Genomic DNA, 24,694 nt, shown 5'->3' on the forward strand with positions numbered 1-24,694 from the left:
AATGATAAAAATTCTCCCAGCCCATACGATGACCGATTCATGTTAAAGAAAATACTGTTCTTGATGGTATTAGTAGTAGGATTGTTAAGCTGCAATAAAAATATTGAACGGCAAATCTCTGTACCACCTAAAAAATTTCCGTCCAGCACAAAGGATTATAAACCTGTAGATAATTTACCTTACATTGCTTGGTGGCAACAATTTCATGATGTAGAATTGAATCAATTGATTGAGGCTGGCTTGAACAATAACATGGACATCCATATTGCCATAGGAAACTTAAAACAAGCACAAGGCGAATTGCAGCAAATCAAGCTCAGTTGGATCCCTCTCGTACAAATGTTTGCAGGCTACTCCACGAACCCCGCACTTGGAGCACCCGGTGCATTTTATGGGGTGTGGCCTTACTATTTCCTGAACATTATGAAACTTTATACTCAACAAAAAGAGGCCACCTATAATGTTCAATATCGTCTCGCAGCCATTGAAGGAATGCGTCTGGCATTAATTGGTCAAGTAGCGTCGGCTTATTTCACTTTAATCGCTCAATTAGAACAATTAAGATTATTGAAGCAATTAGACCAGGACTTAAAATCCCTAATTAAATTGGGCAAAGGAGACATCAAAATTGGTTTGGATAATGAAATTATTTTGGCTCAATTAGAATCTGATGAGCAATTGATTGCGGCTCAAATTAAACCTATTTTGCATAATATTGTGTACAGCGAGAATGCACTTCGTTATTTGATCAATGAAAATCCCGGTAGTATAAAAAATAAAAATAATTTTGCCAAAATAGACTTTTCACATTTTAAGCCGGGTAGCTTACCCGCTACAGTATTAAACAATCGTCCCGATTTAAAAATGGCTCAATATGCGTTAAACGCTTCGCGAGCAGCCATTAATGTCGCCTACAGTGATTTTTTCCCGGGATTGCAGTTGGATGCCTTTCTAGGCGAAGTGGATTTGCCTAGCAGTAATTTTGCTGAAACAACGGATGCCTATGTCAACTGGACACTGACGCCAAGTTCTCTAGGCAAAATTGCAGCACGTAAAGGGGCCTACAATGCAAAAATTGCTGAATTTAATAAAACAGTCCGACGTATTTTAAAGGAAGTTGATAGCGATTTTTCTGCCAATAAACGTATGAATGAAAAATTCATAGCGTATTTACACGCAGAAAAGGATTACCGTCGTAAATACAAATTACAACAAGGATTGCTCAAAACAGGATTAATTTCTTATAAAGAATTATTACAAAGCAAAATCTATTTAGATAACTTGGCGCTTTCAACAAATCAAGTCAAGTTGGAACTTGCGATGTCATTGGTGATTTTGTATCAAGACTTAGCAGGCGGATATGCTTACAATAAATAGCTATAGGAACTCATGTAGCCCGCATGGCAACACCCAAGGTGGATATCGATCCATGGTTGCTGGTGCCACCTTCAGGCTATATATCTAATTTTAATGGTAACTTGGATTTTATGATAAATTTAGTCAGATATCGTGAACGTATGAGAAATGGATTTGTCCGACTAAAACGTTGGATCACCATGGCGAATGTCATCATTTTTATTGGCATTCTCACCACCATTATTTATATTTTTTCTTTTTTATTCCCTTTTACTGATAACGCATTTGTCGTCAATAACGTACGTCCTGTTGCAGCACTTGCCAATGGCTATATTACAAATCTTTATGTACATAATGGCGATGTGGTCAAAAAAGGGCAAAAGCTTTTTACTGTGTTTCAAAAACCCTATATCTATGCAGTGGAACAACTTCAAGCCGATTTAGGCAGTGCCAAGGCCAAATTAGCCGCCTTGAAAACTACTTACGAACGCGATCTCAAACTCAGTGAAACTGAGCAAAAAAATTACATTAGATTTAAGCAGGATAATCAAAAATACAGTAAAGGTTATTTATTAAAATCTGTCTCTCTCATCACTTTGCAAAATTCACAACAAGAAACAAAAGCAGCAAAAGATAAATGGGACGCCTCGTTAAAACAATTGGAAATCGATCAACATCAAATAAAAGCCCAAGAAAATGAAATTAAATCCCTGCACGCACGATTAAAAAATGCTCAGGTAAATTTGGAGCAAACAGAGGTTTATGCTCAAACTGATGGAATCATCCAAAATTTATTTTTTAGTGTTGGAACTCCTGTGAATATTAATCAACCCCTGTTTTCCTTAGTGGATGCTGAAAATACCTACATTCAAGCAAACTTTAATGAAACAGATTTGGGGCAAGTACGTAAAGGCGCAGAAGTATTGATATTCCCCAGAATGTATCTGGGAAGAAAAATGTTTCATGGAGTAATTGATTCAGATTATTGGGCGGCTAATCGGCAATTAGTGGACAATCGGACTCAGTTACAAAACGTAATCAATGAAAATCAATGGATCTTATTACCTCAAAGACTCCCTGTCATTATTCGCATCACCGATCCTGACCCTCATTACCCACTCCGACTCGGAACAAGTGCTTATGTCTATATCAAAGTTTAAGCAATGGCTTGATGAAGTAGATCCCTATGCGTTACAACGTATTACTCTTTATAAATGTCTCTTTGTTGCGACTATAGAAGTGTATGTTTATTGGTTGTTTCAGCCGGTTAGTTTCCTTGCTTTTTTCTCGCCTTTTTTCTTGGTCGCTCTTTATGAGGCCCCTGTTCTCTCTACTTTTAAAGAGAAAGAAAACTTGTTGATATTTATCACTGTTGCAGTCATTCTCATCAGTGTATCCTATTATCTTGTCTATCCATTTCGTGGTGTTTTTTTCTTTTTCTCGGTATTTGTCTTAGCAGTAACCTATTTTTACGTTTTAAAATATTTCTATGCTTTAAAAAATTTAACCATGCTGCTTATAGCTACTGGTGCCGTTGTTCTAAGCGTTGAACCATCAGCCAACCTTGAGGTCGCTTATGGTTTTATTTCATCAACGCTATTATCAATGACTTTTGCACTGATCAGTTTAAGATGCTTCCCTAATATGTATTTGATTGTATGGAACAAAGGCTTGCAGAAATTCATTCAATACCTCGAGAAAGATATTGATGCAGCTCTAAACCAGAATCAAAAAAGTCCTATAGGTGAAGAAATTCTGCATTTGGGGATGGTGCGGAATTACCGACGAATGCTTCCTAAAAAATATTTAATGCAAAGTTATCGTGTTTCAATAAACATACGAAATATTCAACATGCATTAGACAATTTATATTATGAAACAAAGAACGAGGTATTTTGGTACGGTGTAAAGAATAATCTCTTTTGGCTTAGACAAAATATGAAAACATATACATCCTGTGGAACACCTTCGCTTCCTATAGAACCTCAAACGAAATTACAGCATCATATTGCACGTTGTTTACAACAAGCGTTTATCCATTGGAATAAATTATGCTTTCTGCGGCAAAACTGAAAAGAAAACTTGATTATGCGCGGTTTACGCAACTGGCAATCATGTTTATGGTTGCCATGTGGATTTATTTATTTACAACCATTCCTCATAAATGGTGGGTTTTACTCACAGTAATTGTCATCAGTGCAGGAATTGAACCTGGTTTTATTATCCGACGAGCAATTCATCGGATTGGCGGCACTTTTGCTGCATTGTTGATTTTAATCCCTCTAATTTATTTCATGCAGTTAAACTATCGATTAATTCCTGTCGTATTTATTATCTGTATCATTGGACTCGCCGTTTCATCATTAAATACAAGACGCTACGACATTAGTGTATTTTTCATTACTCTTGTAGTTTTTTTACTATTAGCGCAAACCACTGAAGCCAACTCACCTCAGGGACCATTTGAAATGGTTCTCAATCGCGGTACGTGTACCCTAATTGGTATCTTTATTGTTTTAGTTGGTGATTATTTTTTATTTCAAGCTTATCGTTACTCCCAAAAACTTTATTTATTTCATCAAATGATGGTGTACAATTTTTTTAACGATATCATGCAACAAATCGTCAAATGTCGAGAACAGAAAATAAATACATTTCTTTTTGTGGAAAAATTACGTAGTGAAGTAATCAAACATTGTGCGCCAATTGAAATAAGTTCTGAAAATTTAAAACTGGAAGTAAGAATTAGCCAAGAGACCAAAAAACGAGTTGATATCTTTCAAGAAACGATTGGGGAGATACGCAGGGTTTTATTTGCATTGTGTGTTTCTGAATTTGTTTTACACTCCTCCACAACTACTGAAAGGCATTTACAAAAGTTTAAAGAGTTAATGAATAAGGCCAAAAACAATTTTATTTATACTGAAAATATAGAGTAGCAATTCTTTCTCATTTCAAATGGTTTAGAGCAAACAATTTGAGGCAAAGTACTTGACCAAACTACACCAAATACTTTGATCCTCTCTTTTGTGTACATCCAAAAAACTCAACGTACTACTTTACTATGATGGTTTGGATGTCTGTATTTGTTCTGCTGCGAAGACGTTTCTCTTTTCCTCAATAACCTTATTTAAAATTTTTAGTTCGCTAATAGCAGCTGTTTTCCTTTGCTCCAAATTCTCAATAATTCGATTCAAACCATTTACTCTCTCAGCAGCCTGTGAAAGTTCAGTATATATATACCGTGATTTAAGCTCGAATGAAGCCAGGGGAGAATAACCTGCAGCTTGTCTGCCAAGAAATCGGTCTGTGTGATCCGTATCACAAAGAACTCCTTGAAGAGTTTTTTGATATCCTGCCTCTTCCTCGGCAACCTGATCGTACTTTGACTCAAGGGATTCTTTATCCTGCCTAAGCTTAGCTAAACGTTCTTCTGCAACCCTTAATGTTTCTCTATGATGGTCCAGTCGGTCTTCAAGCGAAATAAAATGAGGACCATAATCTTGGTTAATTTTGATTAATTGAGCCAAGTCTAGTTGCTTAAAATATTGACGAAGCTCATAAGGGGTTTTATTTGGAAATCTTGCCATAATCTTTTCCTGATATTTAAAAAAACAAATAATATCACTTTTTAGTCATATAAAAACTATTTTATCATTATGCTTATTTAGGAGTCTTGTATTAGGACAGATTAAAACAATTTAAATTATTCTTTTAAATAACTTAAATTGGGCAAAGAGAAATTATGAGGTTTCGACTAAAGAGTTAGAACTCTCGGCAAAATGCAGGGTGTAAAGCAGATTTATTTTTATAAGTTCAGCTAGAGTCTTAGTTTCCATTTTTCGCATCACGTTCGCGCGGTGAACTTCTACTGTGGATATAGATATATCAAGTGTGTGAGCTATTTGTTTATTTAATTTTCCTTCAATAACCAAATCCATAACCTGTCGCTCACGTTTAGTCAAACGTTCTAGGCGCTCATAAAAATCCGATTGAGGCTGAAGAGAATGCGTCTGGATTTTTTTAAGACATTTTTGAGTAATTTCCAGTAAATGCTGATGATTTACAGGTTTAAGAATAAAATCACTAGCTCCAGCTTTCATCGCTCGCACAGCCATTGGAATATCACCATAGCCCGTGATCATGATCATCGAAAGCTGATTTCTTGATGCGTTAAGATACTCTAACAATTCTAGACCACTCATAAGCGGCATCCGCACATCAATAATCAAACATCCCTTTTGCATGTAATCATAACTATCAAGAAATGATTCAGCATTTTCATAGGTGCATACTGGAATATTCACAGACTCAAATAACCAACGAAATGACTGACGAATCTCTGGATCATCATCCACTACAGAAACAGCTGCCTCAGCAAAATCCATGTCCACTTCCTTGATTAAGAAAAATCAAATACTTCAGAAAATATCATATCGTTATCTCAAAAAGTCACAATAATAATCGGTTAGTTTTCTTAGTGTTCCTCATTATAGGAATGACTTTTCAAAGTGATTTGTACCACTTAATTTACTTTTACTTTTACTTTTCTAAATCTAGGGTTTACCCCAACTTCATCCAAGGTAAAGGCTAACTAGTCATTGTACGATAAAATTTTGAATAATATCAAACCCACTTAATCTAGCATTAAAAAGAAGTAATAGCCAATTTCACCAGGAGAATCATTCATGGAGAAAAAGATAGCAGTTGTTACAGGGGGGACCGGGGGAATAGGTACTGCAATTTGCAGACGTCTTGCAACAAATTATAAAGTAATTGCGTGTTACTTTAAAAATGGTAAACATGCTGAAGTATTACAGTGGCAAACCCTTCAAAAAAAGTCCGGCTATGATATCGAAATTCTCTTCGCAAATCTGGTTAATTTCTCTGATTGTGAAGCACTGACTAATTCGATCATGGAGCGTTTTGGTCGTATTGATATCTTAATCAATAACGCCGGAGCTACATGCGATGTCAGCCTAAAGAAAATGGAACCTCACCATTGGCAACAAGTAATTGATGCGAATTTAACCAGTACCTTCAATATAACACGTAACGTACTACCTTTTATGATTGAGAAAAATTACGGACGTATTGTTTGTATCTCATCAATTAATGGTCGAAAAGGTCAATTTGGTCAATGCAATTATGCAGCAACAAAATCTGCTTTATTTGGGTTTGCAAAGAGCTTGGCTTTAGAAGTTGCAAATAAAGGAATTACCGTAAATACCATTTCCCCTGGTTATATTGAAACGTCGATGATAACTACTTTGAAAAAAGAAGTCCTAGATAAGATCACGAGCAGTATTCCTGTTGGACGACTTGGTAAACCAGAAGAAATAGCAAATGCCGTTTCTTTTTTAGTAGGGGAAGAAGCAGGATTTATTACCGGCTCTAACCTGGATATTAATGGTGGTCAATACATGTGAGCTTAGTTCTTCAAAGTTTATAATACGAATCGCATTCGAGTTAGAATGCGATTTACCTCTAGAATTCTTTAAGAGCAATCTATTAGTTCCTCTCATCAACTCGCAACAAGATAAAATGGTGCCTTTTTCTTGCTTTGTATAATAAGATGGAAAATTGGAACACAGTTTTTTATACAAATCACTTTAGTATGACCTGAAATTAATCACGATACATTCATTGTATTTTTTGGGGAGAATAATCATGCCAAAGCTTCCTCATAATATCGAGCTCAAGGAAGTAAAAAAAGAAGAGTTACCCTCTAAAATTGCTTCATCTTTATCCAAAGGGATTACCGAAAAAAAAATATTATCTGACCAATTTGGTGCTTATTATCTGATAAAAAAACCAGATACCTTAACTGTAAACGATGTCTTCAAAGGATATCTTTCTCATGAAGAATTAAATAATCCTTCCTTTAATACTACGGAGCATATTTTCTCAATCAAGCTTGAAGGCGCCTTCCTCGAAGTTTTGATTCCTCGTATGGCAAAAAAAATGTTTGAAGGTATTTTAGTCGTCCCAGAAAACCATCTACATATTGATAAGGACCAATCAATTGGGGTCATCTCCAAATTCATAAATGGTTTTTCTGAGTTTTTATCACAAAAAGAAGAAGTCAGAACAGCCCCCTTATTTGATCGCGAATACTTACCTACGCGGAAAAATTTATCGCTCAACTCAGAAGAAGCAAAAATTATTGGCCAATTGTATGCAGTAGCTTTGGTTTTTAATTTATGGGATATATTAAACTCCAAATTACTCAACTCAGGCTATTGTGTGGAGAGTGATGGTACTAAACGAGCTGCAATTGTAGATTTTGGTTGTGCTGGTATTCTGAGTTACAAAGGACGTCATGCAGATACGCTAGCATTGGATGATCCCAGTTTTTCTCCGACTGAGAAAATCAGTTATTCATTTTTTGGGCAAAACTATCGTGATCATTATCGCCATGGTTATGCCCTGCCCTTTGATAAATTGGTTGGTCCTCTTCTACCGCATACAATTATTTCTGATTTATTCGACATGTCTGGAGAGGATGGCATTAGTCGCTCTATGCTCGATGGCTTTTGTCAGGCAATTACTGTCGCAGAAAAAAATTTGGCACAAAATCCTTATTTATTGGAAGAGGTATTAATGAGCCAGAGAACGCATTCACTTTAGACTCATCTTTACAAGCCAATGAACTAAAAACCCACTTGAATGCTACGTTTTATGGCAAACCAGAACAAAATGCACATACTCTGGTAACTCTTCTTCAACAACGTCTCATCAGTACCAAAATGCTTATCGCACCATTTAAAGCAGGGATACCGGCACCTGTAATCCAAGAAGAAATCCGAGACTGTTATTATTACTCTCAGTGCTGGTCAAAACGTTAGTACTTCCGGAATTTCGGAGAGACCCTTTTCTCCTTTTATGCAGGCGGTAAACCTGGTTGAAAGCACCAGCTTACTTGGTACTCGATTATCAAATTATCATTTAAATTCTGAGGAAAAGAGTCATACTAGAAAAATTTGCTATTTTATAATTTTGTGTATATTAATTAGTATTGTGATGCACCTTCCTGTTCGCATCTCCCTAAAACATGCGAGGTACGTAAATGTTTTTTAATCCTCTTGATAATCGTTATCTTTACAATATCTATGATTTTAACATGCGTTTACTCCAGCCTTACTCAGATTATTTTGACAATGTAGCAAAACGTTTGCGCAGAATTTCTGACAATATTAATTTACCTGTTAACATTCCCTATATTTCAGCGGATGAGCAAAATGCCTTGAAAAAAATGTTGGAAGCAAATTCCAGCCATTTTCGCAGATTATCAGGCTATTCCTATATATTTCATATCATTACTAATGTATATGACAAACCCAAATTTGATATTAATGAAGTCAAAATTCAAGATGAATATTACGATGTTCAAGAAGAACTTATCGATAGAAAAAGTTTTTGCAATCTAATTCGCTTTAAAAAAGTAAATGCTGAACACTTGAATTTGCCAAAATTACTGGTAGTTGCGCCCATGTCAGGTCACCATGCAACCTTGCTACGCGACACCGTCAGAAATTTACTTCCTTTATACGATGTCTATATTACAGATTGGAAAAATGCGCGTGATGTACCCTTGATTGAAGGCTCATTCGATTTAGATGATTTCATTGATTACATCATTTCTTATTTAAATTTACTCGCACCTAATTTAAATGTTATGGCAGTTTGCCAGCCAACGGTTCCTGTTTTAGCTGCAGTTGCACTCATGTCTACTAATAACTCACCCAATCTTCCTCGCACAGCAATATTGCTTGGAGGACCAATTGATACGAACCAATCCCCTACCTCGCTAAACGAATTAGCAGCCTCACGAGGAGATGATTGGTTTCAACAAAATGTGATCTCGATTGTCCCCTCTCGTTTTCCAGGCGCGATGCGGCTTGTATATCCTGGTTTTATGCAACTTGCAGGTTTTATGAGTATGAATTTTCAGCGTCATATGGAGTCACTACAAAAAGCGGTTGATCGCTACGCAGATAATCAAAAAGAAGCAGCCTTCAAGATAATAAAATTTTACCTCGAATATTTTTCAACCATGGATCTGACTGCTGAATTTTACATGCAAACAATAAACACAGTATTTCAAGAAAAACTGCTAACAACGGGTCGTTACAAATCGCGCGGTCATAATGTGCGCGTACAGGATATAAAAAACACCTCTATTCTGGCCATAGAAGGTGAGCGAGATGATATTACCGGAGTAGGACAAACAAAATCCGTTCTATCTTTGTGTAAAAATTTACCTGACTCTATGAAAAAATATTTACTTGCGGAAGGAGTGGGACATTATGGATTGTTTAATGGCAAGAAATTCCGCAATATTATTATTCCTGAAATTCATGACTTTACTAAAACACATGCTGATTCTTAATTAACCGAATTTTGTAGTACGGGCGCAGCGTAGCAAAACACTGGTTTCATCGATTTGAATACCGTCACTGCGCTGCACTGAGGCTACAATTCATAAACTCTCAATAAATTCGCACACTACTTTAGTGAATTGCGCAGGATACTCCATCTGAGGCAGATGCCCACATTCCATAAAACAATAATAACGTGCTCTAGGGATCTGATCGGCAAGAGATTTAGCATCCTTTTCACTGAAAATTAAATCCTGATCTGAACTTAATACAAGCACTGGTACATTGATTTTGTTAACCCAAGTGCTTGAGTCAAAATGCTTAAGCGCTGCGTATTGACCTTCATATCCTTTTACAGTGAATGGAAAAGGATAGTCAAAACCAAGTTGAATTAATTGATCAAGCACTCCGGGTTGAGCAAGAAATTGATATGAATAAACCCAACTACATGAGGCTTTAAGTAGCGATTTAAGTGGAGCATACGCCTTGAGTAACTCTAATTGTGCTTCAAGATAAATATGAAAAACGCTATGTAATCTTGCTGCCGAATGGCTAATTACTGCCGAGCGAACCAATGAGGGATAGCGATAGGCCAAAGTTTGCAGGATGAATCCCCCCATCGAATTGCCCACAAAATGAGCATGAGAAACATCAAGTGCCGAACATAGAGCGGCGACATCATCCGTCATTTGATCTATAGAATAAGGTCCCTCAGGAACATCAGTCTGCCCAACACCACGATTGTCGAATAAAATAACCTGGTATTTATCTTTAAAACGCTCCACAACCTCAACCCAGGCTATATGATCCACACTAAATCCAGCAATAAAAACAAGCGGCTCTCCTTTGCCATGCATCTCATAATACATGGAAATATCATTCACTTTTATATGAGGCATATAACTCCCGTTACTCATTAAAATATTTCTTTATAATCATAAAAAAATATATCATTTACTTCGAATAGGCTAAAGTACATTTTAGAGAATAAATTGAGGTAAAAGGACAATCGATGAATCATATTCTTATTGTGTATGCGCAAGGAATTGAAGAATACAAAAAGCATTTTATCAGTATGCTTGAAAATTTTTTAACACAAAAAAATTATGAGCTTACCGTATGCACTTCATTAAAGGACGCTTATGATGTAAGTAGTTTAAATCCACGAATTGTCACTATTCTTTATGATTGGGATGATTTTGGATTTGATGATTTACATCATTTTTCGAATCATAATAAACTGTTACCTGTTTTTGCTATGACGAATAAGCATGCCTCTATTGACATCAATCTTAGTGACTTTGATCTTACCTTGGATTTTTTGCAATATGATGCTAATTTGGCACATGATGATTTTAAACGCATATTACTTGCCATAGAAAAATACCGTCACGCAATTCTACCCCCTTTCACTAAAGCACTTATGCATTATGTTCAGGAATTGAATTATGCATTTTGCACTCCAGGACATTTAGGTGGAACCGCATTTCAAAAAAATCCGACCAGTGCCGCATTCTATGACTTTTATGGTAAAAATATTTTTCGCGCCGATCTTTCCGTTTCGATAGAAGAACTTGGAAGCTTATTGGAACATTCCGGCCCTCAACGAGAGGCCGAAGATTTTATAGCCAATGTCTTCAAAAGCGATCGTTCGTTAATTGTAACCAACGGTACATCAACATCCAATAAAATAGTGGGCATGTATTCAGCAACTTCTGGGGACACCGTCATTGTTGATCGGAACTGCCATAAATCCATCGCCCAATTCTTAATGATGGTGGATGTCATTCCCATTTATTTGAAGCCTACACGAAACACTTATGGGATTCTCGGAGGGATCCCTAAATCAGAATATACTGAACAAGCGATTCACGACAAAATTCTGGATCATCCTGAAGCAGTGGCCTGGCCTACTTATGCCGTCATTACGAACTCAACGTATGATGGCCTACTTTATAAAGTTGAAAATTTTCAAAATGAGCTTAAAGTAAAACACTTACATTTTGATAGCGCTTGGGTTCCATATACCAATTTTCATCCTATTTACGCTGAAAAATTCGGGCTCAGTTTAACCCCACAAAAAGATCAAGTGATTTTTGAAACCCAATCAACCCATAAGTTATTAGCCGCTTTTAGTCAATCATCCATGATTCATGTTAAAGGTAATTATAATGAACACATTCTTAATACCAACTACATGATACATATGAGCACTTCTCCGTTCTATCCTCTTGTTTCCAGTTGTGAAGTTTCGGCTGCAATGATGGCTGGAAATCAAGGGTATGATTTAATCAATGAAGCAATTGAATTGGCATGGGATTTTCGAACAGAAATCAAACGCTTGAAAAAACAAAGTTCTGATTGGTTTTTTGATGTATGGCAACCCACATTAGAAAACAAACCATCCTGTTTCCCTTTAAAACCCAACGAAAAATGGCATGGCTTTCATGAAGTAGACGAGGATCATTTATTTTTGGATCCAATCAAGGTGACTGTACTATTACCAGGAATCAAGAATGATAAACTCGATGACTGGGGTATTCCAGCGACTGTTGTGGAAAAATTCCTTGCATCTCATGGAATCATTGTTGAGAAAACCGGCCCCTACTCGATGCTGTTTTTATTTAGTTTAGGAATTACGCGAGCCAAATCAATGGCTTTATTGGCAGCTTTAAATAAATTTAAACAACTTTATGATGAAAATGCCCCAGTTAAAATCGTAATCCCACAACTGTATCAAGCACATCCTGAATTTTATGAAAAAATGTCTATTCAAACCTTGGCTAACACACTTCATAATTTGATGCAAAAGCATAATTTACCAAACGTGATGTACCATGCTTTTGATAAACTACCTAAAGTAGTTATGACGCCTCATCAGGCATATCAAAAGCTTATTCGGCAAGAAACTCAACTGATACCTCTAGCACAATTAAAAGATAAAATTTCTGCTGTGATGATCTTGCCCTATCCACCTGGTATTCCCTTAATTATGCCCGGAGAACAAATCACCGATGATTGTGAAGTGATTCTTGAATTCTTGCTTATGTTAGATGATATTGGAGAAGCGCTACCTGGTTTTGCTACTGAAATTCATGGTGTTGTCGTTGGGGATGATGGAACAAATTACGTGCAAATAATAAAAACATGAGTAACTTAAAGCTCCATAAATTTTCATGGGGTGTCCTTGGTAAGAAGCTCTTCAAGAGATTTTCTAAGGGAACGCACTTTGGTGTGTTTTTGCTGAGGATATCCAATGCGGCCAAGAAATAATACGGGATTCTCATGAGAAAGTGCATGTAGATTTTTGGATATTTTAAGAGCTGTATTCTGCGAGAACTTTAATTGTGAAAACTGGATTTGAGCATCAGCATAATATTGGAACATCAGCGGTGCAAAATTAGGTTGCATGACTAAACCTAATTGGGTTGCAGTTAACCAAAATCGTTGCATGGCAGCACCCACTTTAAAATAGTAATCATCTCCACTAATTGGGCTTTTGGGAATAAGAAAAAAATGGGCACTGCAGAATAAGCTTGGAAGAAGATCCAATTCGAATTGATTGGTTTGTATTGCACCTAATTTATTAAAAGTCGTAATTCGAGACCATGATTTAAGTGCCCATTTCATGATCCGTTGAGTCAAAGGATTAATACCGGTAGCGGCTATGGGTATGCCTTGAGTCGCTCGATTTTTTGAGGTAAATACCTGTTGGTGAATAGGAAAAAGTTCCGGCATAGTCATTCGTAATTTTGTAGCCAACATGGTGAGTTTTGCTATAAAATTTTTCTCTCTCATCGATTCTAGCCATATAATGTCAAACTTCTCCCCTATTGACTCAGTTAAGAGCCTTTTTACATTATCGGCTAATTTTAATCGCTTATAATTACCCCGCTCCACCGATCTTATTTTGATGCAATAAGCTAATGGGTCTGGTTTTAATTTAGAGTTCTTTTTAAAAGTAACTAAAATGTGATGTTGTGTGCTTGTGTGAGATTCACTTTGGTACTCACTCTCCAATCCAAATAAACTTGCAGCAATATTGAATGTCTCAAGTAAGAATCCACCTGAAATTAAGGTAGGTATTCCTCCATAATCATAGCAATTGTTTGGCGTTTCATTAGTGATTACCACTCTAATTTGCGAGGGATTCACTAGTATAAATCGCCAAGGCTGTGAATTGTCACCGCTAGGTGCCCATCGAGCAAGCTCTAAAATTTTTTCGACTGTTGTTGAATGTTCTGATAAAAAATCGTCCTTTTCTTGACTTGAAGAGCTTAAACGTTTTTTCATTAGAAAAATTTTCAATCTCTGAATTGGATTCCGATTTCCCCAGGGCATCCATCCTATACGATGTTTACATAGGTATGGATCGAATACTTGATATCTGGGTAGTGCATAAATAGGTCCCCGATGAAGCAATACTTTTAAAGCTTCAGCACCCATCACTCCTGCGCACAATTGACAGGCAATCATTGTTGACGGCCCCTTTTCTAAGTCAAAATTAACTCGACTGGGATCAACTAAATAATGTCTATTAAATAGCTTAGGGTTTAATCCCACCAAAAAACGAACAGGAAGCTCTTTGGGATTGTATCCATTAAATTGAAAGTACTCTTCAAAGGTCATTTGACCTGGCATCATCACTAAATAACAAGTCCCCATTCCTATAGGACCAGCAGTAATTGCCGGAATATTCATTTCATAAGCTCGTTTAAATACCTGGGCCCTTACATCTAAAACAAAAAAATCCAAGCCATCTACATATAGATCCACTCCAGCTAGAAATTCGTTAATATTATGTTGATTAATACCTTCATTAAAACAGGTAATTTGGACATTTGGGTTGATGCTTTTGGCCATTTGGGCAAGTACATCAATTTTGGGTTGATGAAGAGAACTTACGGTTGCACCAACTTGCCTGTTAAAATTTTGGATTTCAAAAGTATCCATCTCTGCCAGATGGAATTGTTCTATGCCTAGGCGAACTAGTGTGAGTAAATGAATTCCACCCACTCCGCCAAGTCCTGCAATTGCAATTTTTTTTGTTCGAAGAAAAATTTGCTCTTCTTCAGTAAGCCAACCAATGTTACGAGTAAAAGCGTTTAGATAATCAAACTGCTCGTGCTCCATAATTAGTTCCTTGTCAGTTTAAAATTGAATCATCTTTTTAAATTATAATTCCCTTTTTTATTTATTAATTTTAGTTTAATCATTGTTATTGTTAAAAGAACAATTGTATAAATAGGTCTTTTGGACTTACATTTCATGATTTTGTGATAAAGTTTAGGGTGATTTATCAAATGGTTATGGAATCCACGTACAGCAAGATTCACCGTATTCCTGATCGTAATTGGATTTAGAAAAAAAACTTGCTCTCCTTGTTCAGAGTAAGGATTAATTTTATTGAAATACTTGTCCATTTTAGAAATAGCGTGCGCTTTTTTATGAAAGGTAGACTTAATTTTTTCGGATAAGTTATAAGTAATTACATTCCCATTTTCAATTCGATATCTATCAATATTTAGTTTTTGTAAGGTATCGAGCATTAATTGAACGATATGAGGTGGTGTTTCTTCTTTGGGACTGGGCCATGAGGGGGGGTATTTTAGAGAATATTCCAAAGTACCCGACGATGAGGCCAAACCGCAACAGTACTTATTCTTAAAGGGATACAATAAAAATAATTTTAAAACGTGTTTGGTCATGGCATATGAAATAATACCCGAATGCTTATAAGATGCTTCAACAACCACGTTTCCAAAGTAAACTAATACATCCTTTTTAAAATGTATTATAGAAACACCGATGGTTGCGACAAGTTTTTTCGAACTTTTATCGTAAAATAGTAATACATAATCTCTTGGAGCCAAATAATCAAGTAAGGTCTCTTTGTCTAAAAATAAATACTCTTGATGAAGGGTTACATAATCGGATTTTTGCTTACTACTTAAGTGGGCGGGCTTTACAGCAACCAAATCTATTTTCTTCATAATAAACACCTAAACAAATTTCTTCGTTCAATTCCTCTGTTCTCCTATCTCAGAGCGTAAAAAACTCACTCTCCGCTTCCATAAATAAGGTATGTATACTTAAAATAAAGAAAGTACTTTACAAACTTTAGACTATTATAGTATAATATTTGATCAATTTGTCTGGATATTACTAATTTATTTTTAACACTGATTTGTTTAAAAGATAAATCCAACACTGATCCATGAAGATATGCAATATAAAATTACTGAGCAATTTGCACGAGGCGAAGAAAAAGTAATAGCTGAATTTAGTGATCTAGGTGACACACGCATCTTCATTGCAAAAAAATTAGCCCTCCCTGACCTTGAAAAACAAAAAATTATTTTCAGACTCTATGACGATTCAGATTTATTACAGGAATTCAATTAGGAAAATATTTCTGTTGCCTATGCAAAATATGCTGAAGGAAATGGCGATCTTAATTTCGTTCAGTTTTCATTCCAAGTATTAATTAAAACAGAGAATGCCTCAGAAAAGAAAAGGATTGCGAACTTTAATGATAAAAATGATGCGAATTTATTCATGATTTGCAAATGTCAATCAGATGAAACCCTCGACGATAATGACCTCTTATTCCTATTTAAAGAACAAAATTTAATTGACACCTTAAACAAAACGATCGCTCTTCATCGGATCAAAGCAACCACTCGCTTTTCGGGAAATGAAAAAGGAGCAAAATTTCATCCTACCCCAATGCCAAGACGCCCCACACCGCCTGGTGGCCCTAGTGATTGTTGGATCGAAGAAGAGGATGAAGGTAATTAAAATTGGAGCAAATCAATTAACTAACTTTAACTCATTCTTCAAGCGCGTACTCCCGGCTTAGAAGAAACTACCTCATCATTCAACTCAAGAATAAAAGTCTCTAGAGTAACTTTGATTTCATTCTGGATAGTTCTCTTAGTTTCAGGATCTATATTCTTGATATAGTGCTCTGGGTGATTCATAAGAGAATTTAAAATCGCAATTTCTACGAGTAAGGGATCTTGCGCTTTTCCATCAATAATAAGCCTAATTGCATCAATTACCTTAGAATCCTTATGTTTTCTCAGACGATTTAGCATCGTGTCAACTTGGATCTTAAATGTATTGTTTTCTATAAAAAATTTATAATAATTAGTTTTACGCATAATAAATATTTAATTAATTAAAATTCTTGCCACAAATACCAAAAAGTTGCAATATTGTATAACAATATATAACTTCATGCCATTTTCATGCAAAGCAAATCTGCTTTTTTCGCCACGACTAACTATTCAATAGATAACTTTGATTCCACGTTTCGAAAACTTGTATTGGGCGCTTATGCGAAACGATTGAATAGCGCAACAGATGCCAAACTCTATTTAGCGATTTGCGGTGTAGACTTAGAATCTACAGTCAAAATTCTCTTAACCATGGAAAAAAATAATTTACTCAATATCCCCCTAAAGCAAGCTATCTTTTCCCCTGTTGGGTGCGGTGATATCGCAAATGCATTTTGTACTTTAATAACTGGAGATGCAATGATTATCTCCAAAAAGGAAACACACTCTCTTGCAAGTCTTGACGAAGAGCTCGAGAACGACTTACCTAAAGTGGTTCGCATTGATATACCAGGACATTCCTATGTTATGGTAGCTTGTGAAAAAACATCCCACGGAGTTTGGGGATATGTTTATCAATCAAATGTAGCTTACCAAATGGAAGATAACTCTTTTTCTCTCGCGGCGTGGTTGATGGACGCCAAGTCATTTAAAACAAATCTATCAGAACATTTACGCAAATTGGCTCGATTACTTAATCCCAGTGTTTCTAATTTAGAAAAAGAACTCATTTATCTTGAATTGTATTCCGCTCAACCCATAGTCGAGGTAAAAGTCCCTGCAAACATGAAGGAAATGATCTCATATATTAATGAGAATCTTTTTTTCAAATATAAAACCCAGGCTGTTAGTGTTCAGGATATGTTATTTATTGCAGAACGAATCAGAAACATAATCATTCAAAACGCTGATGAACAAGAACAATCACTAGATGTCTATATTTCTAACATGCAAGAAGAACTTGAAGCGTGTAGAGAATCAGAATATAAAACTGTAATGGATCCCTTATAACAAAAAATTCAATTTTTTGTCTTTGAACCTAAAGAAAATCGGTCAATCCTATTGTTAGAGCAGCTCTATTTTTTATTGATGTGCAATTATGTTACAATGTGAGCAATGATCAATTTGGAATTAATATGTGTTTTCTTTAGTATCTCCAAAGAATTATCAATGGATAGCCAGTCTCTATTTTTTTCAAAGTATACCCTATGTGGTGGTCACCTTGATTGCGACCATCATGTATCAGCAATATGGGATGAGCAATACCCAGGCCGCGTTTTTAACCAGCTTATTCATGCTACCCTGGACAATTAAGCCTCTTTTCGCTCCTTTCCTCGAACAAATTGCTACGAAAAAAAAATTAACATTGTATGCTCAAGCAATAGTAACTCTAATTTTTATCCTATTGGCACTTTGTGTCGAAAACTCCTATTTTCTAATGATTAGTTCGATAGGTTTTGCAAGTCTTGCGTTTATTTCTTCGCTTCATGACATTGCTTCTGACGGTATTTATTTACTTAATTTAAATAATGAAGAACAAAAAAAATATGTTGCGTTACGCAGTTTTTTTTATCAAATGGGCCGATTACTTATTAAAGGTGGCTTATTAGCTCTTATTGGCAGTTTTGCTGTGTATTACGAACTAAATGTATGGCAATTATTTTACTTTAGCTTATTTGTTGTGGGATTTTTACTCACTTTTTATCATAAAGCCAAAATTCCAGAAATCCCTAACAAAGTGGAATCGTTTCATCTGAGTTATTGGGCAATTTTTAAAACCCTTCTCTTCGATACGCAAATCTATCCAATACTACTCTTTATCTTTTTATACAACTTTTCTGAAGCGCAAATGCAAAAAATTATTCCTTTATTTTTGCTGGATAAAGGAGGATTAGGACTCAATTTATCTCAGGTTAGCCAGCTTTATGGAATAATTGGCAGTATGTTCCTGATGCTGGGTATCTTTGTTTCAGGCTGGCTCATTACGCGTTATGTCCTCGAAAAGTGCTTAAAAAATGTGACTTTACTCTTGCTACTAGGTCATTTGCTTTACCTTTTATTTCCCTATTTTCATGCCCACAATGTACTCATTTATGTAGTTATTTTATTGAATCAATTTACAGTGGGGTTAGCTAATGGAACTTATATGGGCTATCTCTTAATGATTGCCAATAAAAGTAATTATCCGATGTCTATGTATACGATCTGCACTTCAATCATGGCTTCAAGTTATGTATTTTTTGGCGCCTTTAGTGGCTGGATAGAGCAGAAACTGGGTTACTCCGGTTTTTTTCTTTATATTTTTGCAGCCAATATAGCGCTTCTTTTTATAACGCACAGAGCGATGAATCAGTATGAATGATTTGCTCGTAACACTAGAAAATGAATTGGTGCAAGCCCCCTCTCTAGCTGATTGTGATCATGCCTTGAGTTCTTATTTAAACAAACAAGGTATCACAACATTTTCGTTCACTTATTATGCCTATCATCCAAATTCAGCAAATCGCTTAAAATATGATATGTGTTCTGCCAATTTCAAATCCTGGCATCAACATTATCTTGCCGAGCAATACCATAATATCGATAGCACACTGAATTTTGTTTATCATAATCATTTGCCGATTTATTGGAATTTAAAACAACAATTAGCTCAGGCAACAAGTCCGTCCGAACGAAAAATGCGAGAAGACTCTATTGCCTTTGGGGCAGAATCGGGTCTATCAATCCCGATTCATGGTCCACATAATAATTTTGCAATCCTGTTATTAGTACAAATGCAAAATCAACAATGTCACTTGCAAGAAAACCGAGCTCAATATGAATTTTTTGTTGCAGCACATCTCTACTATCACTACCTCCAAACTCACCTTTTAGATCAGGTAAGCGAAAAAGAAGCGTTTCATTTAACCCAACGTGAAATTCAATGCCTGTTATTGATTGCCGAACAATGTTCAGTCAAAGAGATGTCACAACGTCTTGAGATCAGTGAGAGAACAATTAATTTCCATATTCAAAAAATCAATAAAAAATTAGGGACCAAAAATAAATATCAATCCTTGGCCAAGGCATTAGAATTTCAATTATTAACATTATGATCCCCCTGTCATAATTGACAGTGGTTATTTATTAATCATAGGGATTAAAATTTAACTCCTTATCTATTGGAGGATCATAATGACTTTTTTTAAGAAAATTATGCAAATAACCATTCTTACTGCGTTTCTTATTCCCGCGGTAGCAAATGCAACATTAACCTTATACACCACCAATTGGTCCATGTATGGTCAGAACCCTTATGAATATGACGGCGCTTATAAAATTGGTCGACCTTATGGACAATTGGCTTATGTTTCCAATCCTGAAATGGTTGCTCAATTTAATAAGGCAGATGTCATCGCCTGGAGTTTTTTACAAGTTTGGAATAGTAAAGATCCGAATCAAGCTCTATACCAAATTCCTTCCAGTTGGGATGGTTTAATGCACTTTGCTGATCTCTGGGGTGAGCTGCCTCTAGAAGGCTCCTGGATATCTCCTTTACCTCTGGAAACTAAAGATTTCCTTAATTTTTGCACCGCGAATCAAGGCAGTTGTGCTTCGGTACAGACGAATGGCAATACGGGCCAAAAAGAATTATTCAATTACACAGATCAAAAAGGTGTAGGTCAACTCAATAGCTTTGGTGCCTTTATTAATTCCAATAAATATACCGCAAAACGTATTATTGCCATCGGTGGCGCAAATACCCCAGATAATAAAGGAATTAGCACTGCCACATTCGCAGCCATCTTTGCTAATCAAAATAAATTCCTAAATCAATTCAAATCCTGGATGACTCATTTTAAAAACTTAAAAGGAATTGATTATGATTTCGAACCCCCTATTGATCTACAAACAGGCGGCCAATTACCTCCTGATGCGAAAACATTGTCCGACTACAAACACCTTTTTGATTTGGTCAAAGCCAGTCGTCAAACATTAGGAAAAGACACTTATATTTCAGTAACCATCACTGTAAATAAAGAGTATTTGGAAAAAATCAATCAATCAGTAGATGGTGGTTGGTTTAAACAAATCGCAAATTATGCTGATAGTGTTAATTTAATGACTTATGATTTACATGGTCCATGGTCACAAAGCAGCGATCCTTATACCGCAGTTCATGCTTATCTAAAGCAACCAGAGACCAGCCGTAAAGATGAATTTGCGATTAACTATGCAACGGACTCTATTACAGAACAAGTTCTCGGATATGGAATGCCCAAAGCAAAATTACAGGTTGGTTTAGCTGCTTACGGACGCGGTTTTTCTGGGGTTAATACTGGTGAAAACCCTGCACTTCCAGGTTTTGAACAACCTTGGAATGGTGCGAGTCATTTTGCCTCTGACTATACCATTCAAGATGGTCTATTACCTTATAAATCCGTGGATAAATTGGTAAAACAGCTGAATTACAAGATTGTTCATATCAATGCCTTGGATGATAATAATAATTCGTTCATTACTGGTTCTTACCTCTACAATTCAGCAGCCAAACAATTTGTTGGCTACCAATCACCAGAGGTAGTTAAGGCCGTATGTCGATTTGTTAAGAGCAAACAACTTAAAGGCGCCATTATGTGGAGTGCTGATACAGACTTACCCGTTTCTAATCCAAACAGTCTGGTTGCTGCTTACAAAAGCCTATGTAATTAATGTGTAGGTGCATTGTAGTAAAACCCGAAAGATCCTCTTAACCTCTACGTACCGCGCATAAAGCGCGGTACGTAGAGGTTGTGTCTGCCGCTGCCCAGGTTCAAAACTTGAATCCTTGCTCTTCCTTAACTATGATATTGAAATATAAAAATATTTCATAATCAATAACGATGGAACTCACCCTCTCCCCTCTGACTTCAAAATGGAAAATGATTTTGGTTTTCCTATCACTCATTGCAATTTTTCTCTATATCGTAATGAAAATAATGGATTTGCCGCAAGCAGAAATCCCTTTGTTGATTATGATGTTCACCGGTGGAATCCCCTTATTTTTACAAATCGTATTAAAATTAGTTCGAGGAAATTTAGGTGCCGACTCCTTGGCTGCAATTGCGTTAATCACTGGTACCTTTTTACATGAATATCTAGCTGTGGTGCTGATTATACTAATGTTAGCCGGGGGACAAACATTAGAGCAATATGCAATGCGTAAAGCCTCTTCTGTATTAATGGCGCTTGCCGAGCGTATGCCTACTAAAGCGCATCGAAAAATTAAGGACCAAATTGAAGACATCACCTTAGCTGATATTCGAGTTAACGATAATATCGTGATTTATCCTTATGAAATTTGTCCTGTAGATGGTACTGTTGTCGAGGGCCATGGCGTTATGGATGAGTCCTATCTGACGGGTGAACCGTATATGATATCCAAAGCTCCGGGCACCACTGTAATTTCCGGTGCAATTAATGGGGAATCCCCTTTAACCATTCAAGCAACAAAATTATCTTCTGATTCACGTTACGCAGCGATTGTCGAAGTGCTTAAGGAAGCAGAACAAAAGAGGCCTTCTTTACGACGATTAGGAGATCAAATAGGAGCAATTTTTGCTCCTCTAGCCTTGATTTTTGCATGTGCTGCTTGGTACTTCACTGAAGAAGCGATGCGTTTTCTTGCTGTGGTCGTCATCGCTACACCCTGTCCTTTACTCATTGCAATTCCTATTACATTGATTAGCGCTATTTCAATGGCTGCCAAACAAAGTATTATTATTCGCGATCCCACTGTTCTTGAACAATTGCCTACATGCCAAACTGCAATTTTTGATAAAACAGGCACTCTAACCTATGGCAAACCTACATTATCAGAAATTCATCTTGCCAAGAACACCCGCCTTACTGCGGATATCATTTTACAATCCATAGCAAGTCTTGAACGTTATTCCAAACATCCACTAGCACCCGCCATTCTTAATGCAGCTCAAGAGCACCATTTAGAATTGCTGGAAGCTTCCCATGTCTCCGAAAAACCCGGTCAAGGGTTGACCGGAACCATAGCGGGTCATAAGATTTATGTTACCAGTCGTAATAAGTTTCTACTCAATCAGCCTCAATCGGCTCATGAACTTCCGCCAGAAGCTCCGGGATTAGAGTGCATTGTCCTCTACGACGAGCAATTTGCAGCTTCATTAATATTTCATGATGCTCCTCGTAAAGAAGGAAAATCATTTATCAGTCACTTAACCCCTTCACATCAATTTAAAAAAATCATGGTTGTCTCTGGTGATCGGGAATCCGAAGTACGTTATTTAGCGTCACAGTTAAATCTGAAAGAAATTCGTGCTTCACAAAGTCCTGAACAAAAACTTGCCATTGTTCGAGAAGAAAGAAAAAAAGCACCTACAGTATTTATGGGTGATGGCATTAATGACGCGCCGGCCCTTACCGCCGCAACAGTGGGTATTGCCTTTGGACAATACAGCAATATAACCTCGGAAGCAGCAGGCGCCGTGATCATGGAAAATACCTTAAAAAAAGTTGATGAGTTGATTCATCTGAGCCTGAATGTCCGTAAGATTGCCTTACAAAGTGCCATTGGCGGAATGCTACTCAGTATCATTGGGATGAGCTTCGCTGCTCTTGGCTATATTACTCCAGTGACCGGCGCAATTCTTCAAGAAATAATTGATGTGCTTGCCATTATTAATGCGCTAAGGCTCGCGTGGGGAGGAAAAATCAAAATTGATTTACCCCCTGTCACTAGCTAAACCAATTTAACAGCAAAAGTGATTTTAACTCCAATTTTGTTATTCATTTATACCATTTTAAAAAGAACACGATTAAGCCCCCAAAGATCGAGGTGAAAAATATAAAGAGGAAGTTGAGGTAAAACTGAATGCCCGAATTAAAATCATTTTTTTACAAAGAGATCGTTTTTTTTCATAAGTCCTGAGGGAGTTTGCACTATACTGTATATAGTGAGTATGAAATTGGAGGTAAAGGATATGAACTCAGCCAAAAAGAACGATCCTTATGAAGCCAGGATTAAAATAGAGGAAAAAATTATTTCTTCAACAACCGGAACAAATATTGAATCTTTAACGATACTTTTGACTGAACAATGTGATTTAGAGCATTCAGGAGCAGAAGGAGAAATCATTGAGATTGCTACAGGAAAAATTATATATAGATGTCATAAACAAACCATAATAGATATATAACCCTTCTCAAATGCGCTCCCCCCTTTAGAAATCTTCTTCCGACTTAATGTTCTTCTTTCCTGTTTTATAGACAACCCGTGAATACTTTAAGCTATGATTGCATTGGACTATAATTAGACTACAATTTCGGGTAGCAAGGAGCAGCCATGAAAATCTATCTCGTTCAGCATGGGGAAAGTCTAGGAAAAGAAATTGATCCCCAACAGTCCCTTAGTAAAAAAGGAACGACTGATATTGAGAACTTAGGTCATTTTATTGCTGAACAAAAAATAGAAATCGCCCATCTATTTCACAGTGGTAAACATAGAGCAGAACAAACAGCTGCAATTTTAGCATCCAGTCTTTCCACAGAAATTGAATTGCATCAGGGACTAGCGCCACTAGATGATGTAAATCCGTTAGCAGATGAACTAAACCAAAAACCACATAACCTTATGCTCGTGGGACATATGCCTTTTATGGGTAAATTAATTGGTAAACTAGTTCTTCTAGATGAAGAACGGTCTATTATTGCCTTTGTTCCAGGAATAATTATCTGCCTTGAAAAAACCAATGAAGGCAAGTGGCTCATCAATTGGGTTAGACGTCCTGACTAGGCAAAAATAAATGTTAGCTGGGAAGCAAGGAGTAACTGCAAAAATTCGAC

General features: G+C 36.5%; 24 protein-coding genes. 18 read left to right on the top strand and 6 right to left on the bottom strand.

Translation table 11 applies throughout. The features are described from left to right. The first annotated feature begins 39 nt into the window (after positions 1-39). The 4 genes from ACWTEW_RS30890 to ACWTEW_RS30905 all read left to right on the top strand — a co-directional run bounded on the left by ACWTEW_RS30890 (position 40) and on the right by ACWTEW_RS30905 (position 4,295). A complete protein-coding gene (locus tag ACWTEW_RS30890) occupies positions 40-1,377 on the top strand; it encodes a TolC family protein (RefSeq protein ID WP_454781796.1) in 1,338 nt (445 codons plus the stop codon). Positions 1,378-1,487: 110 nt separating this feature from the next. Continuing rightward, entirely contained in the window at positions 1,488-2,516 is a 1,029-nt protein-coding gene (locus ACWTEW_RS30895; RefSeq protein ID WP_454782061.1) for an HlyD family secretion protein, read from the top strand. Further along, entirely contained in the window at positions 2,497-3,429 is a 933-nt protein-coding gene (locus tag ACWTEW_RS30900; RefSeq protein WP_454781797.1) for a hypothetical protein, read from the top strand. The genes ACWTEW_RS30895 and ACWTEW_RS30900 overlap by 20 nt, the downstream gene beginning before the upstream one ends. Then, positions 3,408-4,295 (top strand): FUSC family protein, encoded by an 888-nt coding sequence (locus ACWTEW_RS30905; protein ID WP_454781798.1) that lies wholly within the window; start codon positions 3,408-3,410, stop codon positions 4,293-4,295. Before ACWTEW_RS30900 ends, ACWTEW_RS30905 begins: the two co-directional genes overlap by 22 nt. A 123-nt stretch (positions 4,296-4,418) precedes the next feature. Here ACWTEW_RS30905 and ACWTEW_RS30910 read toward each other — a convergent pair whose 3' ends face one another. Together ACWTEW_RS30910 and ACWTEW_RS30915 are read right to left on the bottom strand one after the other, a co-directional pair. Continuing rightward, positions 4,419-4,946 carry a hypothetical protein gene (locus ACWTEW_RS30910; protein ID WP_454781799.1) on the bottom strand — a complete coding sequence of 176 codons (528 nt, stop codon included), beginning with the start codon at positions 4,944-4,946 and terminating at the stop codon, positions 4,419-4,421. 153 nt (positions 4,947-5,099) lie between these two features. Continuing rightward, complete coding sequence (locus ACWTEW_RS30915) at positions 5,100-5,744, bottom strand: response regulator transcription factor (protein WP_454781800.1); 645 nt, start codon at positions 5,742-5,744, stop codon at positions 5,100-5,102. Positions 5,745-6,044: 300 nt separating this feature from the next. On the opposite strand from ACWTEW_RS30915, the gene phbB reads away from it, so the two are divergent. The 4 genes from phbB to phaZ all read left to right on the top strand — a co-directional run bounded on the left by phbB (position 6,045) and on the right by phaZ (position 9,748). Beyond that, positions 6,045-6,785, top strand: a complete 741-nt coding sequence (phbB, locus tag ACWTEW_RS30920; protein WP_454781801.1) for an acetoacetyl-CoA reductase — start codon at positions 6,045-6,047, stop codon at positions 6,783-6,785. 241 nt (positions 6,786-7,026) lie between these two features. Next, complete coding sequence (locus tag ACWTEW_RS30925) at positions 7,027-7,986, top strand: hypothetical protein (protein ID WP_454781802.1); 960 nt, start codon at positions 7,027-7,029, stop codon at positions 7,984-7,986. Between the two features lie 35 nt (positions 7,987-8,021). Further along, positions 8,022-8,204, top strand: a complete 183-nt coding sequence (locus tag ACWTEW_RS30930) for a hypothetical protein (RefSeq protein WP_454781803.1) — start codon at positions 8,022-8,024, stop codon at positions 8,202-8,204. A gap of 221 nt (positions 8,205-8,425) precedes the next feature. Beyond that, positions 8,426-9,748, top strand: coding sequence for a polyhydroxyalkanoate depolymerase (gene phaZ / locus ACWTEW_RS30935; protein ID WP_454781804.1), 1,323 nt, complete (start codon positions 8,426-8,428; stop codon positions 9,746-9,748). Between the two features lie 90 nt (positions 9,749-9,838). On the opposite strand, the gene ACWTEW_RS30940 is transcribed toward phaZ, so the two are convergent. After that, positions 9,839-10,636 carry an alpha/beta fold hydrolase gene (locus ACWTEW_RS30940; protein WP_454781805.1) on the bottom strand — a complete coding sequence of 266 codons (798 nt, stop codon included), beginning with the start codon at positions 10,634-10,636 and terminating at the stop codon, positions 9,839-9,841. A 113-nt stretch (positions 10,637-10,749) separates the two neighbouring features. On the opposite strand from ACWTEW_RS30940, the gene ldcC reads away from it, so the two are divergent. Further along, positions 10,750-12,888, top strand: coding sequence for a lysine decarboxylase LdcC (gene ldcC / locus ACWTEW_RS30945; RefSeq protein ID WP_454781806.1), 2,139 nt, complete (start codon positions 10,750-10,752; stop codon positions 12,886-12,888). A 23-nt stretch (positions 12,889-12,911) separates the two neighbouring features. On the opposite strand, the gene ACWTEW_RS30950 is transcribed toward ldcC, so the two are convergent. Together ACWTEW_RS30950 and ACWTEW_RS30955 are read right to left on the bottom strand one after the other, a co-directional pair. Then, positions 12,912-14,870 carry a ThiF family adenylyltransferase gene (locus ACWTEW_RS30950; RefSeq protein ID WP_454781807.1) on the bottom strand — a complete coding sequence of 653 codons (1,959 nt, stop codon included), beginning with the start codon at positions 14,868-14,870 and terminating at the stop codon, positions 12,912-12,914. Positions 14,871-14,899: 29 nt separating this feature from the next. After that, entirely contained in the window at positions 14,900-15,730 is an 831-nt protein-coding gene (locus ACWTEW_RS30955) for a hypothetical protein (RefSeq protein ID WP_454781808.1), read from the bottom strand. Between the two features lie 232 nt (positions 15,731-15,962). On the opposite strand from ACWTEW_RS30955, the gene ACWTEW_RS30960 reads away from it, so the two are divergent. Together ACWTEW_RS30960 and ACWTEW_RS30965 are read left to right on the top strand one after the other, a co-directional pair. After that, positions 15,963-16,142 (top strand): hypothetical protein, encoded by a 180-nt coding sequence (locus tag ACWTEW_RS30960; RefSeq protein WP_454781809.1) that lies wholly within the window; start codon positions 15,963-15,965, stop codon positions 16,140-16,142. Between the two features lie 153 nt (positions 16,143-16,295). Next, complete coding sequence (locus ACWTEW_RS30965) at positions 16,296-16,538, top strand: hypothetical protein (protein WP_454781810.1); 243 nt, start codon at positions 16,296-16,298, stop codon at positions 16,536-16,538. Between the two features lie 38 nt (positions 16,539-16,576). Here the strand turns inward: ACWTEW_RS30965 and ACWTEW_RS30970 are convergent, their stop codons facing one another. Next, positions 16,577-16,837, bottom strand: coding sequence for a hypothetical protein (locus tag ACWTEW_RS30970; protein ID WP_454781811.1), 261 nt, complete (start codon positions 16,835-16,837; stop codon positions 16,577-16,579). Between the two features lie 153 nt (positions 16,838-16,990). On the opposite strand from ACWTEW_RS30970, the gene ACWTEW_RS30975 reads away from it, so the two are divergent. The 7 genes from ACWTEW_RS30975 to sixA all read left to right on the top strand — a co-directional run bounded on the left by ACWTEW_RS30975 (position 16,991) and on the right by sixA (position 24,644). Further along, positions 16,991-17,869 carry a hypothetical protein gene (locus tag ACWTEW_RS30975; RefSeq protein ID WP_454781812.1) on the top strand — a complete coding sequence of 293 codons (879 nt, stop codon included), beginning with the start codon at positions 16,991-16,993 and terminating at the stop codon, positions 17,867-17,869. 127 nt (positions 17,870-17,996) lie between these two features. After that, positions 17,997-19,220, top strand: a complete 1,224-nt coding sequence (locus tag ACWTEW_RS30980) for an MFS transporter (RefSeq protein WP_454781813.1) — start codon at positions 17,997-17,999, stop codon at positions 19,218-19,220. Next, entirely contained in the window at positions 19,213-19,953 is a 741-nt protein-coding gene (locus ACWTEW_RS30985; protein ID WP_454781814.1) for a helix-turn-helix transcriptional regulator, read from the top strand. The genes ACWTEW_RS30980 and ACWTEW_RS30985 overlap by 8 nt, the downstream gene beginning before the upstream one ends. 79 nt (positions 19,954-20,032) lie before the next feature. Continuing rightward, the gene (locus ACWTEW_RS30990; protein ID WP_454781815.1) at positions 20,033-21,550 is read left to right on the top strand and encodes a glycosyl hydrolase family 18 protein; all 1,518 of its coding nucleotides are present in this window, start codon (positions 20,033-20,035) and stop codon (positions 21,548-21,550) included. Between the two features lie 209 nt (positions 21,551-21,759). After that, a complete protein-coding gene (locus ACWTEW_RS30995; RefSeq protein WP_454781816.1) occupies positions 21,760-23,595 on the top strand; it encodes a heavy metal translocating P-type ATPase in 1,836 nt (611 codons plus the stop codon). A gap of 237 nt (positions 23,596-23,832) precedes the next feature. Then, entirely contained in the window at positions 23,833-24,048 is a 216-nt protein-coding gene (locus ACWTEW_RS31000; protein ID WP_454781817.1) for a hypothetical protein, read from the top strand. A gap of 146 nt (positions 24,049-24,194) precedes the next feature. Next, positions 24,195-24,644, top strand: coding sequence for a phosphohistidine phosphatase SixA (gene sixA / locus ACWTEW_RS31005; RefSeq protein WP_454781818.1), 450 nt, complete (start codon positions 24,195-24,197; stop codon positions 24,642-24,644). The last annotated feature ends 50 nt before the right edge of the window (positions 24,645-24,694 follow it).

This window comes from Legionella stuttgartensis, from assembly GCF_977063405.2.